General features: G+C 46.6%; 12 protein-coding genes. 4 read left to right on the plus strand and 8 right to left on the minus strand.

Annotated features, from left to right (window positions below; all coding sequences use genetic code 11):
• Positions 1 to 4 precede the first annotated feature (4 nt).
• The 5 genes from frr to pyrH all read right to left on the minus strand — a co-directional run bounded on the left by frr (position 5) and on the right by pyrH (position 5,102).
• Positions 5 to 568: a ribosome recycling factor gene (gene frr, locus NQ542_RS12995; RefSeq protein WP_005633201.1), complete on the minus strand. Its 564-nt coding sequence runs from the start codon at positions 566 to 568 to the stop codon at positions 5 to 7.
• Positions 569 to 676: 108 nt separating this feature from the next.
• The gene (locus NQ542_RS13000) at positions 677 to 1,837 is read right to left on the minus strand and encodes an MFS transporter (RefSeq protein ID WP_005633202.1); all 1,161 of its coding nucleotides are present in this window, start codon (positions 1,835 to 1,837) and stop codon (positions 677 to 679) included.
• Positions 1,838 to 1,846: 9 nt separating this feature from the next.
• Positions 1,847 to 2,710 carry a carbohydrate kinase family protein gene (locus NQ542_RS13005; RefSeq protein WP_005633203.1) on the minus strand — a complete coding sequence of 288 codons (864 nt, stop codon included), beginning with the start codon at positions 2,708 to 2,710 and terminating at the stop codon, positions 1,847 to 1,849.
• A gap of 27 nt (positions 2,711 to 2,737) precedes the next feature.
• Entirely contained in the window at positions 2,738 to 4,384 is a 1,647-nt protein-coding gene (locus NQ542_RS13010) for a DUF4980 domain-containing protein (RefSeq protein WP_005633204.1), read from the minus strand.
• 7 nt (positions 4,385 to 4,391) lie between these two features.
• Positions 4,392 to 5,102, minus strand: a complete 711-nt coding sequence (gene pyrH / locus NQ542_RS13015) for a UMP kinase (RefSeq protein ID WP_005633205.1) — start codon at positions 5,100 to 5,102, stop codon at positions 4,392 to 4,394.
• A gap of 376 nt (positions 5,103 to 5,478) precedes the next feature.
• Here pyrH and NQ542_RS13020 point away from each other — a divergent pair, with 376 nt between their 5' ends.
• Positions 5,479 to 5,703 carry a hypothetical protein gene (locus NQ542_RS13020; protein ID WP_005633206.1) on the plus strand — a complete coding sequence of 75 codons (225 nt, stop codon included), beginning with the start codon at positions 5,479 to 5,481 and terminating at the stop codon, positions 5,701 to 5,703.
• 249 nt (positions 5,704 to 5,952) lie between these two features.
• Here NQ542_RS13020 and uvrA read toward each other — a convergent pair whose 3' ends face one another.
• Positions 5,953 to 8,739 (minus strand): excinuclease ABC subunit UvrA, encoded by a 2,787-nt coding sequence (gene uvrA, locus NQ542_RS13025; protein ID WP_005633208.1) that lies wholly within the window; start codon positions 8,737 to 8,739, stop codon positions 5,953 to 5,955.
• 135 nt (positions 8,740 to 8,874) lie between these two features.
• Complete coding sequence (locus tag NQ542_RS13030) at positions 8,875 to 12,102, minus strand: glycosyl hydrolase (protein WP_005633211.1); 3,228 nt, start codon at positions 12,100 to 12,102, stop codon at positions 8,875 to 8,877.
• A gap of 242 nt (positions 12,103 to 12,344) precedes the next feature.
• Between NQ542_RS13030 and NQ542_RS13035 the strand changes: the two genes are divergently transcribed.
• From NQ542_RS13035 to NQ542_RS13045, 3 genes are all read left to right on the plus strand, one after another.
• Positions 12,345 to 13,874, plus strand: a complete 1,530-nt coding sequence (locus NQ542_RS13035) for a glycoside hydrolase family 10 protein (protein WP_005633212.1) — start codon at positions 12,345 to 12,347, stop codon at positions 13,872 to 13,874.
• Between the two features lie 12 nt (positions 13,875 to 13,886).
• Entirely contained in the window at positions 13,887 to 14,738 is an 852-nt protein-coding gene (locus NQ542_RS13040) for an AraC family transcriptional regulator (RefSeq protein WP_005649605.1), read from the plus strand.
• 476 nt (positions 14,739 to 15,214) lie between these two features.
• Positions 15,215 to 16,342 (plus strand): clostripain-related cysteine peptidase, encoded by a 1,128-nt coding sequence (locus NQ542_RS13045; RefSeq protein ID WP_005633216.1) that lies wholly within the window; start codon positions 15,215 to 15,217, stop codon positions 16,340 to 16,342.
• 8 nt (positions 16,343 to 16,350) lie between these two features.
• Here the strand turns inward: NQ542_RS13045 and NQ542_RS13050 are convergent, their stop codons facing one another.
• Complete coding sequence (locus NQ542_RS13050) at positions 16,351 to 18,720, minus strand: lamin tail domain-containing protein (protein WP_005633217.1); 2,370 nt, start codon at positions 18,718 to 18,720, stop codon at positions 16,351 to 16,353.
• Between the last annotated feature and the right edge of the window lie 59 nt (positions 18,721 to 18,779).

Raw genomic sequence — 18,779 nt, forward strand, 5'->3', positions numbered from 1 at the left:
CTCGTTATACTGTCATTATTTCTTTTTCTTTTGCGGCGTAGAGTTCATCTACTTTCTTGATATACTTGTCATGGACCTTCTGAACTTCTGCTTCCGCATCTTTCTCGACATCCTCAGGAGTTCCGTCAGTCTTAATGCTCTTCTTCAATTGCTCGATCGCATCACGGCGAGCGTTACGAATACTGATTTTAGCAGTTTCCGCTTCCTGCTTAGACTGTTTAGCCAACAGACGACGACGTTCTTCCGTCAGAGGAGGAATACCCAAACGAATCACTTCACCATTGTTTTCAGGAGTGATACCGACTTCGGAATCCATAATTCCTTTTTCAATATCCTTTATAATCTTCTTCTCCCAAGGAGTGATCATGATCGTTCTTGCATCCGGAACAGTTACGGTAGCCACATTTGTCAAAGGGACAGGAGCACCGTAATACATGACTCTCACACAATCCAAAATTTTCGGATTCGCCTTTCCGGCACGGATATGAGACAACTGTTCGTCCAAATATTCAATTGCGAAAGTCATCTTCTCTTCTGCCGCCTTTACATACTGCTTTATATCTGCCATAAGTGATTGTATATTTTTGTTTTCTTTGTTATTAGGCAAACAAAAATAGTAAAGTTTTTCTTTTTGGCAAACTGTTTATAGAAATATGTTATTCCCGAACTGCCGGGACTACCTCAACTTCGTAAAAAGGAAGAGCAGATAAAACACTCCAACTACCAAGACCAACAAGGTACCTGTCTGCGAATGAAGGGCATCAGAAGCAAAGCCCATCAAGAGCGGAAAAACCGTTCCACCGAAAAGTCCCATAATCATCAAGCCGGATACTTCGTTTTGCCGTTGAGGCATCGACAACAAAGCCTGGGAGAAAAGGATAGAGAAGACGTTTGAATTGCCATATCCGACCAAAGCAATGCTGACATATAGCAGGACCTTACTGTCAAACAAAAGGAAACCTGCCATCGAAGCAACCATCAGTACGACACTGACGACAAAAAACTTCTTCGCCGCCCAATGAGCTAAGACCAACGAACCGGTCAGGCAACCGATCGTACGAAAAATGAAATAGAGGCTCGTTGCAAATGCCGCCGCATGTATATCCACCCCCAACCTTTCCATCAGGATCTTTGGGGCGGTAGTATTCGTACCAACATCTATGCCGACATGGCACATGATACCTACAAACATCAACAAGATAAACGGGTTACCCAACAAGGCTATGCATTCGGCAAATGTGGACGGTCTACCTTCCGGCGCCTCTTCCTTAATAGAAGCCGCCCCCAACAGTAAAATTGCCACAATCGCTATTGCCATATAGACCGGGAACAGTACACGCCAGCCCAATCCCAGCGAAGGGATCGCCGCCGTCGCCCCCCACATGGCGATATAAGGTGCCAGAAAAGAAGCGATCGCCTTGACAAACTGCCCGAAAGTCAAACTACTCGCCAACTTATCTTCAGTAATAATATTAGAGAGAAGCGGGTTCAGAGAGGTCTGCATCAAAGCATTCCCGATCCCTAATAAAGAAAAAGAGACCAACATCACCATATAGCCATCGCCGAAACATGGGATCAGCAACGACACGAAGGTAACGACTAGGCTCAGCATGACCGTCTTTTTCCGCCCGATCTTATTCATCAACATTCCCGTCGGGACGGAAAAGATCAGAAACCAGAAGAACACTAAAGAAGGAAAGATATTCGCTTCGGAATCCGTCAATCCTAAATCCAACTTCACATAGTTGGAGGCAATTCCTACCAAATCCACAAATCCCATCGTGAAGAAAACTAACATCACTGGGATCAGCCTTATATACAAGCTTTTCTCTTTCATAATCAGTCTTTATATAGGATAAGCAGGCCATGCACCCTCTTTCGTACAAACAAAAGCTGCTGTCCCGACAGCTGTTTGATGGGCTTCGCGCAAGGATTTACCGGCTAATATAGAATAAACGAATGCTCCAGAGAAAGAATCTCCCGCCCCGACCGTATCAGCCACCTCGACTTTGGGAGTAAGAATCGTCGACTTGTCGGCAACCGTATAGACAGAACTGTAGCGACTGCCGGCAGTCAAAATCATATAGCGCAGGCTGTAACGCTCAACCAATTGGCGGCAAGCTGTATCTTCATCCTCCGAAAGGGAGAACATTTCACGTATCAGGTCGAGTTCCTCGTCATTGATCTTAAATACATTCGCCTCTTCCAGCAGACTGGCGATCAACTCCTTCGAGTAGTAAGACTGGCGGATATTGACATCGAAAAACCGAAGCGCCTCTTTACGGGCATAGGAAAGTAACGCATGAATCGTCGCACGCGATTCGGGCGAACGCTGCGCCAACGTACCGAAGCAGATGGCATCCGCTTCTTTCACCAGATCGACGGCTTCCTGAGTCAAAGGTATATGATCCCAGGCAACACCTTCTATAATCGTATAGGTCGGGATACCGTCTTTCAACTCCACCATCACGCTTCCGGTAGGATATTCGACTGTCCCCAGCAAATGGCAGATACCGTTCTTATCCAACTCCTGGACGATCTCCGTCCCAAACACGTCATTCCCGACCGCGCTGACCGCATATCCTTCGGCCCCCAATTGGGTAGCATGGTATACAAAATTGATCGGAGCGCCTCCGGCACGTTTCCCCGTTGGCAACACATCCCAAAGGAGTTCGCCTATACCGACAACAACAGGTTTACTATCTTTCATTAATTTACTTATTTTATATTTTCTAAATTACTCCCAGATGGATCGGGACGTGTATACTTCCATTTCTTTTACTTCGATATTATTTCCAAAAAAATGGAATCCTTCCCTGTTTTTCAAGTCCGGCCGACGCTCCATCGAATAAGAATAAGCCCCATCATCAATATAAACTTCAATAGAAGTTTTATCCAAGATAATATCGGCCGCGATTTCCATGCTTGTCATGTCCTCGGGCGAATAAAACACACCATTGATCCGATTGTAATTCATATCGTAATCCAGTAATGACTGCCCGAACAGGTTCAGGCCGGCATTCGTGGCATGAGACAATTTGAGGGTTGTACGGATACGCAATGTACTTGCATCCTTATACTGCCGAAGCAGTTCATCAGCTTTATCTGCCGTCAGCGCTCTCCACTTTCCGACTGAGGTCTGCAAGCGGTCAAGTTCGTCGATCGGTTTACTAAACAGGCGAATGCCGTCTTTCGTCGTTCTCAAAGACAACTCCGTCGGGAATAACATCATCCCATTAAAAGGCATTCCCGGATGAGAGATACGCCCCCAACCGATCTGAATACGACGGCCATCCGACTCAGGTATATTCGTAAACGTCTGGGCAGCATAGATAGAACCAGTCGAATAGTAATATTTGCCGGATTCAGGTGTAAATTTCTTTCCGTCAAACACACCCAACATATAAGTCCCGGAAGCACCATACATCACCCATTTAGTATTGTCCTTATTCCCATCGACAGGGAGTTCGAACAATTCAGGACACTCCCAAAAACCGGTAATATGGCTTTCGAATGTCCAGTCTTTCAAGTTGTCAGAGTTGTATATGGAATGTCCATCGCGCTCATTCAGCACCATGACCCATTTACCTGATGGTTTATGCCAAAAGACTTTCGGATCGCGAGTATCCTTACTGTTCCATTTGGCCTTAGAATCGATCACCGGATTGCCCTTATATTTTGTCCAAGTGCGTCCTTTATCCAGGCTATAGGCTATACATTGCACCTGCTTTTCCGGGTTGTCAGCTGTATAAATAGCCACCATCGCCGGAATACCATTCTTTCCGAAGCCAGAAGTATTATCATAGTCGATCACTGCCGAACCGGAAAACATCGTACCGTGTTCGTCGGGATACAGGGCGATCGGTAGCTCTTCCCAATGTATCAAATCATTGCTTACTGCATGCCCCCAATGCATATTCCCCCAGTCGCGTTCATACGGATTATGTTGGTAGAACAAGTGATATTCACCGTCATAATACAGCAATCCATTAGGATCATTGTTCCATCCTCTACGTTGAGTATAGTGGATTTGCGGACGGTTGGTTTCTTTATACAAGCTATCTTGCCCGGTTATTTCATCTGCTTGATAAATCTTGTTTATACCTGTTTTATTCCCAGTATAAGATATTTTTATCTCTTTGTTCTTCAAGGCAGACATATCGCAAAACACCCAATAGTCCGGTTTTCCCGAGGCCAAACGAATCTCAAACACCCGCTCTTGCCGCCCTCCCACATCAAATGTCATCAGAGCCCGGTCTACCTGATGCGAAACCGGCAGATTGAGGTATCTCTTCGTTATTTTCATTGTCAGGTCTTGCGCACTCAAGGTGAAGATACAACCCACCAGGGCACTCGCAAGCACCCCTATACGTTTGTTATTCATTTCAGCATTAATTATGCACCAGCGTTCCGATGTTTTCACCGCTCATCACCTTTTTCAGATTACCGTTGGTGTCCATGTCGAAGACGATGATCGGAAGATTGTTTTCCTTACACATCGTGGTGGCTGTCAGGTCCATCACCTTGAGGCCGCGCGTATAGATTTCGTCGTAGGTGATGTCCGAGAACTTGGTAGCAGTCGGATCCTTTTCCGGATCGGCAGTATAGATACCATCTACACGGGTTCCTTTCAGCATCACATCCGCTTCGATCTCGATACCACGCAGGGAAGAACCTGTGTCAGTCGTAAAAAACGGATTGCCAGTACCGCCCGACATAATCACAACATGGCCCTGTTCAAGCAATTCGATCGCACGCCATTTGTTATAAAACTCGCCGATCGGTTCCATACGGATAGCAGTCAGCACTTTGGCTTTCACGCCCTGAGCGACGAGGGCAGAACTCAAGGCCAAACTGTTGATGACCGTTGCCAGCATCCCCATCTGGTCGCCTTTCACACGGTCGAAGCCTTTGGAAGCCCCGCTCAGGCCGCGAAAGATGTTGCCGCCACCAATCACAATTCCAATCTGGACACCCATTTTGGCAATTTCCTTGATCTGCGTCGCATATTCGTTCAGACGAACTTCGTCTATACCATATTGTTTACCTCCCATAAGCGATTCTCCGCTTAATTTCAACAGGATACGTTTGTACTGAGCCATATTGTCTTGATTTATTTGATTGTTATACCCACAAAAATACAGTATTTCAATGACCCAGCAATAGCAGTCCTTTATTTTAGTAAAACATTTTAACGAGACTGTACACCCACTGTAACAATTTTGTAACATCCCCCTTCTACCTTTGTCTGTAAAAAAGAGAAACACACACTTATATTACTTATTTTGAAGACGCGAAGAAATCACCAAGACCTTATTCCTAACTTTTATACGGCAATCCTCTTTCAGCGGAAAGAAACGGGTTGCCGTATATTTTCCCGCAATACCTATAAATACTTTAAAAACCGAAACAATACGGATTTACCTCTTGTTTTGAATAAACAAAACTAAAGTAGTAATCATTTAAAAACGTAATGGTATGAAAGATTTATTAATCGGTATGGTAGTCGGAGTTGTCACAGGTTATGTACTCCGCAAAATGGAAGATGATGGAAAATTCCGTTGCCTCCACGCAAACCTCCACCACCTCGCTTCAAAGGCAAAAGAAGAAGCGATGAACCTGAAAGACGCAGGCTTGGACAAAGTAGAATATGTTGCCGACCGCGTTCATCAGGTTGCAGAGCAGGAAAAGAGCAAAAAATAAAATAGTCGAAACAAAATCCTGCTCACTAATTCAGACATAGTTTGAGAAAGGTGTGTCAAATATCGGTATTCATGGGACGCAAACAACGAAGACGAGCGCAGATCAACGCAGATATTATTAATTATCAGCAAAATAACCTGCGTCTATCTGTGTATTCTGCGTCATCTGCGTCCAGTGATATCAAATTGGCACACCTTCCTCGAATTATCGTGACAGACGTGTTTTACTAACGCGCCTCTCCATGTTTTATCAGAGTTTATCCTTTAAATATTTTCCCGTATAAGATGCCTCGCACATGGCCACCTCCTCCGGCGTTCCAGTGCAAACCAGATTTCCTCCGGCATTCCCACCTTCGGGGCCGAGATCTACCAGATAGTCGGCACATTTGATCACATCCATGTTATGTTCGATAATGACAACCGTATGACCTTTATCGATCAGGGCATTGAAAGCCTTTAGCAACGTCTTGATATCATGGAAATGCAGGCCAGTCGTCGGCTCGTCAAAGACGAAAAGTGTCGGTTCCTGCTTCTCTTGACCCAAATAGTAAGCAAGTTTCACACGCTGGTTTTCACCACCGGACAAAGTGGATGAAGTCTGTCCGAGTTTGATATACCCCAACCCAACATCCTGGAGGGGTTTCAACTTTTTGACAATCTTCTTTTCCTGTGATCCCGGATATTGTCCAAAGAACTCAATCGCCTGGTTCACGGTCATTTCCAGCATATCATAGATACTCGCACCGTGATATTCGACATCGAGCACATCCTGTTTGAAGCGCTTGCCGTGGCAGGTTTCGCATTCGAGGGTGATATCGGCCATGAACTGCATCTCGACCGTGATCCTGCCTTCTCCTTTACATTCTTCACATCGCCCGCCTTCCTTATTAAAGGAGAAATAGGCAGCCGAATAGCCCATCTGCTTAGCCAAAGGCTGCTCACCGTAAAGTTTACGGATCTCATCATAGGCCCCGATATAGGTCACCGGGTTGGAACGGGAACTCTTTCCGATGGAGTTCTGGTCGACAAACTCGATACTTTTGATCATGTGCATATCGCCTTCCAAGCCGGAACAGTCAACCATCAAGCGGGCAGCCTCGTCTAAATAATGCTTGACACCTTCGTAGAAAATATCACGCACGAGCGAACTTTTACCCGAACCGCTGACACCTGTTACGACTGTCATCACATTCAGGGGGAACTTCACATCAATCCCTTTCAAATTGTTTTTACGGGCACCTTTCACCTCGATATAATTATTCCAGGGACGACGATAAAGGGGCACTTCTATCTGGTCCTCTCCCGTCAGATACCGGACGGTATAGCTGTTGCTACTGGTTTTCAAATCGTCCACATCACCCTGATAGACCACTTCCCCACCCAGGCGACCGGCCTTCGGACCGATGTCGATAATGTAATCGGCCGCACGGATAATCTCTTCGTCATGCTCCACCACAACAACCGTATTACCTAATGCTTGCAATTGCCGGAGCACCTTGATCAGCAAATCGGTGTCACGAGAATGGAGCCCGATACTCGGCTCGTCCAATATATAAAGAGACCCGACCAAGCTACTCCCCAAAGAAGTCGCCAAATTGATACGCTGGCTTTCTCCTCCGGAAAGAGAGGAAGACAGGCGGTCAAGCGTCAGATAGCCCAACCCCACATCCAACAGGAATTGCAGGCGGTTAGTGATCTCCGTCAGCAAACGTTTGGCAATGGATGCCTCGTTCTCGTCAAGTCGAAGATTATCGAAAAAGGCTTTTGCTTCCGTGATCGGAAGGGTAACCAGTTCCGCAATATCCTTTCCCCCTACCTTTACATAAAGGGCTTCGGGACGCAGACGGGACCCTTTGCAAGTCGGGCAAACGGTCTTTCCACGATAACGCGCAAACATCACACGGTACTGTATCTTATACAGGTTCTCTTCCACAAATTTAAAAAAGTCATCGATGCCGTGCAGTCCGCGGGCACCGTGCCAAAGCAAGTCTTTCTCCTTTTGCGTCAGATCGTAATAAGGACGATGGATCGGGAAGTTATATTTCTCGCTCTTCACTATAAACTCTTTCAGCCATTCTCCCATCACATCGCCTTTCCAGCAGACTACCGCTCCCTGGAAAACAGACAAGCTTTTATCCGGCACGACCAGATTTTCATCGATACCGAGCACCTTCCCGAAACCTTCGCAAGTCGGGCAGGCGCCTAACGGGTTATTAAAACTGAACATCATATCGGTCGGTTCCTCGAACACCATACCATCGGCCTCGAATTTCTTGGAATATTCTTTTACAACCGTTCCTTCGGATGTGTAGATACGGATGATACAAGTATCGTGCCCTTCAAAAAATGCCGTTTCGGCAGAATCAGCAAGACGGCTTTTCAATGTCTTGTCATCCGATACGACCAGACGGTCTATCAACAGTTCGATCACCGGGTAGGAAAGCAATGCGTCATCCGCCAATACTTCACCGATACGGTAAACGGTCTCATTGATAGACAAACGGGTGTAACCTTCTTTTTGCAGGATTTCCAATTGTTCCTTGATACTGCGCCCATCCGGCAGGACGACAGGGGCGTATACGGCAAAACGAGTCCCGGCGGGATAACCCAAAACTTCTTTCACGATATCGCTCACCTGATGTTTCTTCACCTCCTTCCCCGACACGGGAGAGATGGTTTTCCCGATACGGGCATACAGGAGCCGAAGGTATTCGTATATCTCCGTAGAGGTTCCCACCGTCGAACGCGGGTTACGGGTGTTCACCTTTTGTTCGATGGCAATGGCAGGGGGAATACCTTTGATATAGTCGCATTCCGGCTTGCTCATACGCCCCAGGAACTGACGGGCATAGGCCGAAAGGCTCTCCACATAGCGGCGCTGCCCCTCCGCATACAACGTATCAAATGCCAATGATGATTTTCCACTACCGGAAAGGCCGGTTATAACGACCAGTTTATCTCTGGGGATCTCGACATCGATATTTTTCAGGTTATTGATTCGAGCTCCTTTGATGAATATAGAATTGTTTTCGGACATAATGATGATTTATCAGCCTGACATATAGACACGGATTACACATCTGTGTAATCCGTACCCAATATAAACAACGCAAAGGTAAAAAAGGATTGCCGTTTTGCCAAGTAAACGACTGACATTCACATTCGGAAACAATCAATTTACACATTCTATATAAACGGGGCCGACCAAGCCGGATTTCTGCAACGTATCGGTTGGTTTCCAGCTATTGCAGGGTGTCCAGGTTTTCCGTTCGGATTCCGGCAAACCACTGTCGCCGATCAAACGGTTCATCCAAGTGGTAACGACCTCTATCTCGACTTTATTCTTTCCTTTACGAACCAAATCCGTGACATTTACCCGGTAGGGAGCCGTCCAGACACCACCGGCATACTGACCGTTGATCTTCACTTTTGCCATCACACCGACATCGTTCAGATTCAGATACAATTCGCCCTCAGGCTTCTTTTTCAACTTAAATTCCGTTTCGTACCAAATCGTACCGGAATAATAGCGGATATCGGGGTTCTCGTTCTTACTGATATCTTCCAGGCGGGCAAAGGTCTGGCTTGCGGGGCCTCTTCTCTTTTCCTCAAAGGATACTTTCCAGGGAGCATCCAGGCGGACAAGCGTCTGCAGAACCGGATAGTTTAGTTGTAACCCTGTCTCCTCTGCTTTTGTGGCCGACCGACGGAACACGATAAAAGCACTCTCATAAGGATACAACTTCAATGGAACGACTGTCCCCGCAGCTGTCACCTCATAGGCCGGAAGCGTACGAATACGGCCTGTTGTCGCATCCCACAATTCCGGTTGCCTTGAACGGATACGAAATTCCGGACGGATCTCAATCATCTCGTCTTTCTGGTTGGAGATAAAATAGATATCTGCATCTTCGGCAGAACGATGTCCATAGAGAACCGGAGCATCTGCCGGCAATCCGCAATCCGGCACACAACCGATATGCTTCAAGGCCTCCTCCATTGTCATACCGAACAGCAATTCGCCCTTTCCTCTTTTGACAGCCTTCACACTTCGCCCGTCCAAACCGGACCATAATTCGCCGGCCAACTTTTCAACCTGCCTGTCAGCCGTCGGGAATGATTCTCCACTCGGCGAACGTTTCGGAGCCGGACCTAAGACAACTGCACCGTCTTCGATCAGTTTCTTGATCTTGGCAAGTAGTTCGGGACGCATGGTTTCAAGCTTCGGAAGTACCAGTATCCGGTATTGAGTGCCGTGAGGCAACGTCAGTAAACCGTCCTTTACAAAGAGGTCGCGCTCGATCACCTCGGCATTGATATAATCGAACTGGTAGCCTTTCGGCAGTTCAGGGTCTACGATACCGGTCATCTTGGGAGCATCTTCGCCGATGAAATAAGCGACATCGGCAATATTCAAGCCTTGTTGCAACATATAGTTGACTCGTTTCAGATAGGATGTAAACAAATCCATCTGCGGATACCAGGTGTTCAGCCGGTTGAATTCGCTGCTGAACCAGGCGTTCATCCCCGGCTCCCGTTCTTCCGAAGGCTGCGAGATATAGACATGCAACAACGTATTATTGATTCCTTCCGTAAAGAAACGGTCGCCACGCTGTTTCATCATGGCAGGATAACAACTGAAAGGCGTCCCTCCACTGGTAAACGATTCGACCGAGATCTTCTGCTTTCCATAAATATGTCCGCAGGAAGAGGCGGCACGGTTCTCGATATTCCCTAAATCGCCAAAGCTCCAGAACTCACCTCCTATCTCGTCCGATTGTCCGCCATATTGCAGGAACTCACCGGGAAACCCCCAATGCCCGTAGTTTTCCAACCAGGTCGTCAAACCATATTTATGACAGACATCCCGTAAGCCGCCGACATAATCGTATGCGACCTTATCTGCGATCAGACGGCGCAAATCCCAAAGGAAACGGTCGGAACGATCCTCGCTCCCGACCACATATCCTTCATAAGCGGGAAGAAACGGTAACGGGTCATAGCCGTAACGCGCCTGGAATTCCGACAAGAAATCGTCGGTAAAGTTTTGTCCACCCGTTTCGTAACTATCTTGTACGACTACTTTCCAACAAGCACGGTCTTCAGCCGGAATACGACGGTAGATTTCACCCATGAAAGCCTCGAAATGCGCTTCTACATGCTTGCGGCTCATCTTATCTATCTCCAGTCCGGTCGCTTCGGGATCAGCCGGGCTGTTCGTCACGCCCGTCGGGAGCATACCGGTACGCAGGATCGTCCATTCTCCCGCCGGAGCTTTCCAGATAAGGCGGTCTCCTTGCAAGAAAGCTGAAATATCCAATACTTTCCCCGGATCAATAACCAGAGAGGGATCACCCACTTCCGGTTGTACCGGCCACTGGTATTCATGCCAATAAGGAAGCGGAGTCTGAAACATCTTGGCTAATGTCTTTTCGGGATAACGTTCCACAGCAGGAAGGGACAAGAATTCCACCTCTCCCAATCCCATACCAGATGCCGTGTTAGCCAGTTCCAACCGGAACTCGCTTGCCGTCGTCTCCGGGACAGAGATAACAACCGGAGCATACGGATCGAAGCCGACATTCAAATTCGCATTGAAACGGTCGATCTTAAATTCGGACAGCATCCGATAGCCTCCGTTCTCTTTTACTAATAAACGGGCATTGGTTTGAATCGGCTGACGGGCAGGGAAGATTTGCAAACTGCGTAAAGTAAACGGTTGGTCCGTCCTGAAATCAATCGCCACCGGCTTTTCGCTTTTTTCCGTAAAAAGCACGGCAGTCTCCTTATCTCCGTCAATCAGGCTGTTCAGGTTTTGCAAAGACATAGCAGATGTCACTTTTGCATTTGCCGCCGACAATCGGGTCGCTTTCTTTTCGACAGAGGGAAAAGCGATCACCCTCACATCCTGAAAGTCTTTATCGGGTTTCGCCAAAACCACTTCTACCTGTTTTCCTCCACTGACTTCCGCCTTTACCGATGCCAGATAACGCATCGCCTGCTCCGGTTTCACCCACGGACCGCCCGACTGGCTCCATCCGGGTGAATTAAAGATACCGATCTCTATCCCTAACTCCGTCGCTGTTTTAAGGGCTGCATGCAATATCTTCCACCATTCTTCACTATAAAACGGAACGGTCTTATAGGGCGTATGAATCCCTTCCAAGCCGATATTCCCGATAAAAGCCCGGTTGATCCCAGCTTCTTTCATCGAATACAGGTCCTTCTTCACTCCTTCTTCCGAGATATTCCCGGAGATCCAATACCAATAAACGGAAGTTTGTACTTTTTCAGCCGGATTCATAAAACCGGCCTCAAGTGCATTTTTATCTTGCCCATTTCCCGTAAAAGGGACCAACAACGAAAGGCAAAGCAATGTTTTAAACAGAGGTTTTCTCATGATCTGTTCTTTTTAAGATTCCGACGGTAAAAGTAGCAAGATTATCTTTCACCTCTGGTTTCTATATTGATTTATATCTTTTCAAAAATGCTTTTTCAAACAAGTTTTTATCCAGCATTATTTCCAAAACCATTGTTTATAACATAAAAAACGATAGAGACTTTTAAACTTTTGCTATCTTTGTGTCGGCTTGTACAAAGTATATAAGACAACAAACAAAAGAATCTCAAATCACAGACTTCATGATGGCAAAACACCTCCGTCTGTTACTGATCTTGTTGCTTGGAGCAGTAACATCCTGTAAGACGACACAACAAATACCGCAGCAACCGACTGGAAAAGAAGCGAAACGAGAATTTCGCGGAGCTTGGATACAGACAGCTTTCCAGGGAGAATATAAGGATATGACACCCGCACAAATGCGGAAAGACTTTATCCGCAAGCTCAACTATCTGCAAAAATGCGGGATCAACGCTATCATCTTCCAGGTACGCCCGGAAGCCGACGCCTTCTATAAATCCGACATCGAACCCTGGAGCCGTTTCTATACCGGCAGGCAGGGACTCGCCCCGGCCGGAGACTTCGATGTGACGGCCTTCCTGATCGAAGAATGCCACAAACGGAATATGGAATTCCACGCCTGGCTGAACCCTTATCGGGCAAGCACAGCCGGGAATACCCGTTTTGCCGATTCACATATATATAATAAGCATCCGGAATGGTTCGTGACCTACAACAAGCAAATCCTGTTTGACCCGGGACTACCGGAAAGCCGGCAGTTCATCTGCCGAGTGGTACGGGATATCGTGAGCCGTTACGATATAGACGCGATCCATATGGATGACTATTTCTACCCCTATCCGGTAGCGGGCATGCCTTTCCCGGACGACAAAAGTTTTCAAAAATACGGATTGAACAAAGGATATAAAGTATCACAACGTGCAGAATGGCGAAGAGAAAATGTAAACAAGCTGATTCGTGAGATCAAGCGTACCATCCTATTATCCAAACCGTGGGTAAGATTCGGCATCAGCCCGTTCGGCATCTACCGCAACAAAAAAAGCACACCCGACGGTTCAGGCAGCAACACCAACGGATTGCAAAACTACGACGACCTGTATGCCGATGTGGCACGCTGGGTAAAAGAGGGTTGGATAGACTATAACATTCCACAGATATATTGGGAGATCGGACATCCGGCTGCCGACTATATCACGCTGATCCAATGGTGGAACAAAAACGCGACGCGGGAAGGCACGCATCTGTATATCGGCCAAAACGTAGCACGTACCATGAAAGCAGACCAGCTCACCCGCAAAATGCTTTACGAACGTTCACTCTCGAAAGTAAAAGGCAATTGCTTTTGGCCTGCAAACGAAATACTCTGGAATAACAAAGGGGTGGCCGACAGCCTGAAACAGAACTACCACCGTTATCCGGCATTGATCCCGGCCTACACCCATCTGCACAACCGGGCTCCGCAAGAGGTCAAGAAACTGAAAGCCGAATGGACTGCCCAGGGCTATATGTTGCACTGGCAGGCGGAACAGAGCAAGACCAATCCCGAATTGGCAAGCTATTTCGTCATTTACCGCTTCGAAAACAAGGAATCGGTCAATCTGGACGATCCTTCTAAGATCGTAGCGGTCACACGCGAGACGAACTATCTGCTACCCTACGACGACGGAAAGCGCAAATACCGTTATGTAGTCACAGCCGTAGATCGTTTCCATAATGAAAATCAAGGTAAAAGCAAAAAGGTAAAACTTTAAATTCAGCCACGGATGTCAGATTTTATCTGTCAGAAATATACAGACTGTTCTTCTTGCTCCCACTATCAGAAACAGATATTCAAATACCGTTCTTTCCCGAAAGGAATGATGATCCCGAAAGAACGGTGTTCACAAAATACGATCTATTTTCTGATATCCGGCTCCGTTCGGGTAACCAGCGACGAGCATCCGGATACGGTATTTCACGACGGGCAGTTCATCATGCAGCCGATCGGTTCACGTGTAGAGTTCCACATCCTGGAATCCACGGAATGCATCCTTTACCTGTTCGAGACTCCGCAAAACATTTGTACCGACCGTTTCAACAAAGGACTGGAACTGGCGAAAGAGTCTCCCATGCTCCCTATCGTCATGGATATGTGTTTCCCTTTGCGCCTTTTTATCAACGGGCTCAAAATGTACCTCAACAACGAACTCCTGTGTGTGGAATTCCTGAAAGCCAAGCAGACGGAGTTGTATTTCCTGCTCAACTGCTATTATACATTGAAAGAGATCGCCAATTTTTATGCACCTATATATAGGTATAGCCAAACATTCCGCTACTTTGTCATGCAAAATTACCTGAAAGCGAAAGATGTCGAGTCTTTTGCTCAATTAGGAGGATACAGCACTATCACCTTCCGGCGTTTATTCAAAGATACGTTCGGAGAGCCAGCTTACCAATGGATGACCAAAAAGAAATGCCTGGATATACAAAACGACCTGATAACCACGAATGCAAGCATATCCGAGATCTGCTATAAGTACGGTTTCGAATCCTTGTCTAACTTTTCCCATTTCTGCCGGGCCAACTTCGGCAAATCTCCACGCGCCATCCGCAACGAAAGAGACGAAAACGTGTAGAAATCAATCCATTTCATACATTCCAACCTTTTGATTAAAAAAGCAATTCATCCGGAATCTCCCACCCTCGCGGAACAACTAATCCGAAACATACCCTAAACTAACTCGGAAGTCATAGTAAACTAAATCAAGACATACAGTATATTATTTATATGTAGTACTACTTATCGCAAATAGGTAGCACTACATATCGTCTATAGGTAGTACTACATATAGGCAATAGATAGTGACTACCAACAGATACTTTACTATATGTTATGAATTAGTTCTTGGGGTGTTTTGATTTAGTTGATGGTATGAAACGGATTAATTTACCGGTCATCCCAGGCCGATCTCTCAGAGTGCCGCATATCGGAACCGACACCTATTTAAATATGTAAAATCTATATATTTATAAACAGAATCGATACTGAATACACATTCGGACAGATTTATTGCATATCTTTGTAGAATAAACTATTTAGTATTGGGGGTATATGAAATTTAAACTTATCACTCTGTTTATCATCCTTTGCCTAGGATTCACAAGCTGCTCCGAGAACGAGACTCCGGAACCCCGGACAACCCGCACCATATTAGTCTATATGATGGCCAATAACAGCCTCAACAGCTTCGCCTCGAAAAACATAGAAAGCATGATAGAAGGAGCAACCAGCAAAAATCTCAACGGAGGAAACCTGATCGTTTATTATGCTCCCGCCGGTTCGCCCCCGGAACTTCTCCGGATAAAAGAAGAAAACGGTGTTGTCAAGAAAATCCATCTGAAGGACTATGAAAAGCAGAATTCGGCTGATCCGGACGTGATGCGGAGCGTGATCGGCGAAGTGGTTTCACAATATCCGGCAGACAGTTACGGGTTGGTGTTATGGAGCCATGGGACAGCCTGGCTTCCTTCCGACTACCAGAATAAGCTGAAAGCGTTCGGACAGGACGGCAACAACTGGATGGAGATCGACGACCTGGCAAAGGGACTGCCAGATGATCTATTTGATTTTATCCTGTTCGATGCCTGCTACATGGCAAGCGTCGAATGCACTTATGAGCTTAGAAACAAAGCTGAATATATCTTAGCTTCTCCCACCGAAACAATGGCGGACGGATGGCCTTATGAAGAGATGATGCCGCAACTGTTCGCTACTGACCTGCAACTGGAAAAGGTTGGTGAAACATTCTACAACCATTACCTGAACAATACCTATCCGTATGCGACCGTATCGCTCACGAAAACAAGCGAACTGGATAATCTGAAAAGCGCAATACATGATATCTTGGCAGATAAGACCGAAAGCGATATTTACAGTCTCGATCCAAAGAACATGCAAAGACTGGAATATTTATACCGTAGCCCAGGAATGCTTTATGACTTCAATGATTATATCAAGCAGTTGGCGACAGCCGAACAATACGATCGTTTCATCAGTTGCCTGGATAAAGCAGTCGTCTACAAGGCCCATACGCCCAAATCCTACTACGCCGCCATAGGAAATGCGTTGCCGATCAAAAGCTATTGCGGCCTGACCATTTTCGTTCCGCAAGAATCTCTACCCAAAATGCTCGAATGGTATAAACAAAGAGTCGGCTGGTATAAGGCAGTTTATGAATAAATCCTCTATCACCGGATCAGGAAAGCCTTTTTAAAGCGTTTCACCGTACCTTCGGGGTGGTATATTTCAGCATAAAAGATATAGACACCTGTTTGCAGCGGACTTCCGTTGTTGGCTACGCCACTCCATGTGATCTTACCGGAGATGCCTAACAACTCATGATTGGATATATCAGCTACACGCAGACCGGAGGTATTGAAAACGAAAGCGCGACAGCTATATCCCGGACGGTCGAGCAGGTAGGACACCGTGTAACTACCGGACTCTTCTATCCACACAGGAGGTTCTATACCCGTGGCACCGCCCGATGAAGCGTCTTTGTATTGGGAGTTCTGATAGCCAGGTGTGCCATAGCCAACTGTTTCGGAAGCGGAGGTCCAGTTTGCCGCGTCTTGTGTAGCGGCATCCGGATCGATACGCTCAAGGGCAACTCCTTTTTTATTTTTGACTGAATGAGCATGCCATTTAGACGAATAGGCGACTTCATCTATTATTATTTCATCCGCTGTACGAAACAATACCAAGGTAGAAGATGTATTGGCAAGAATAGGAAGCTTGGCCAATCCGCAAAGAGCAGACGGATCGGCTATATCATAAAAAGAAGTCACACCTTCCAAGTTCTTGGTCAAGAGGAGGTAACTTTTTGCCTCCAGATTATGCAGGACGGAAGTCAATGGATAGCGAGTGCTAAGTGTTCCGTCCGATTTACGGATGGCGACAGAAAGGGCGGACAAAGACAAGGAATGCTCCGAACGATTATACAATTCGATATATTCGCTGCCTCCGACATATGGGTCAGGGAGCAACTCGTTAATGATGATTTCTCCGGGTTGGATCAGTTCTGTGACTCCCGGAATGTTGGGATCATCCGGATTATCCGGGACATCGGGTCGGTCTGGATCTACCGGCGGATCTTCCTCCTTATCGGGAGAAGAATTAACGGCACCGGGAGTTCCACCACGTGGATCAGTAGAAAGATGCCAGCCTGAAGTGCCTCGTTCCCACGACACTCCGGAGGTAGCCGCTTCATACGCCACTTCTTCTATCTTGCCCCCGGCAGCATCCCACAATTGCAATACAGCTCCTTTGTCATTCAAAGCCGGAAACTTCTCGATAGGAATCAGCAACGTTTGGACAGGGAAGGAGAACGCATCCTCCTGGTCCAGTAAAACTGCATATCCGCCAGCAGGCAAATCCATCTCTGGCAGGGCTTTCGTCTTCTTCCCCGTCACATTCTTGTACACCCATCCGTCCAACGAGACGGTAGCAGCAGTCGTATTATGTAATTCGATATATTCCACCATTCTTCCATCTCCCGGCTTTGCCATGACTTCATTGATAACGACCGAACCTGCTGGATAGCTCTCCGGTTCATCCGGATCAGGCTTCGGTTCCGGCTTATCCGTCCCAGGTTCTTCTTCCCCTCTCAACACGACTTCGACAGCTTCATCCGGCATCGCCTTTCCCGACAAAGAGCGAAGACCGGCATAAGAGATCGTGTATGAATGGTCCAACTGCATCTCTTGATCGAAAAAAGTGCTTACGAATTGCTTCGTCCCTGCATCTACATACCTTTTGAGGTAAGCGTCTCCAATATCCGAAATACTGAAGACAGCCTTATCAATATCAACCGGCTTATCAAAAGCGAACAGCAAGTTGGAGGCCGATAGCGGCTCGACCTCAAGCAACTTTGGCGGACTTTCTGATTCTCCCGGTTCTTCTTCAGGCTTGTCCGGCTCGATCGGTGTCTCCGTCACCCGATTAAGCACACACACATTATCTATGCTGAAAAGAGAACTTCGTGTCTTCGTGTAATAAAACGTAAACACCAAGTTGCCTCTCTCAACCGGCTCTTCGATCGTGTACATGGCTGAACCTTCAAGGCGGTATCCCTCCATATCGTCTGTCTTGTAATACAAACTCCACCGGAGATTGTCTTCAAGCGTCACTTTCACATGTAACAACAATGGCGACTCTTCAAAATCGGTCTGTGGCAGAATCAAATTCCCGTTTCCGTTACGCTTCAGTCCTAGTTCCTTGTTGCCGGTATTCCCGATACGTACATAATAATAACGTTCTTGATTTTCCTGATACAAATAGATACATAATTTGTTCTCGTCGCTCGGTTGGTTTTGCATATAAACATCGAACTCCCATTGCATATCGGGCGAATAGGCGATTTCTTTGCCTATGGAAGCAGTACCTGACTCTGTCGGTTTGATATTCAACTGAAGCCTGCCATCAGCATTGACTACAAACTGCCCTCTGTCTTTGCCGATCCAGTCGGCCCCCAACATCGGGCCGTCAAACGTCTCATTCACCTGTGAATTCACACAAAAAGGAAGTAATATGAAGAGATAAAGAATAAATTGTTTCATAGCATTCTAGTTTTGTTTATAATTTGCATATCTTTGCACCCCAAAACGTTGTAATGAAG

The sequence above is a fragment of the Parabacteroides merdae ATCC 43184 genome, assembly GCF_025151215.1.
GTDB classification, from domain to species: Bacteria; Bacteroidota; Bacteroidia; order Bacteroidales; family Tannerellaceae; genus Parabacteroides; species Parabacteroides merdae.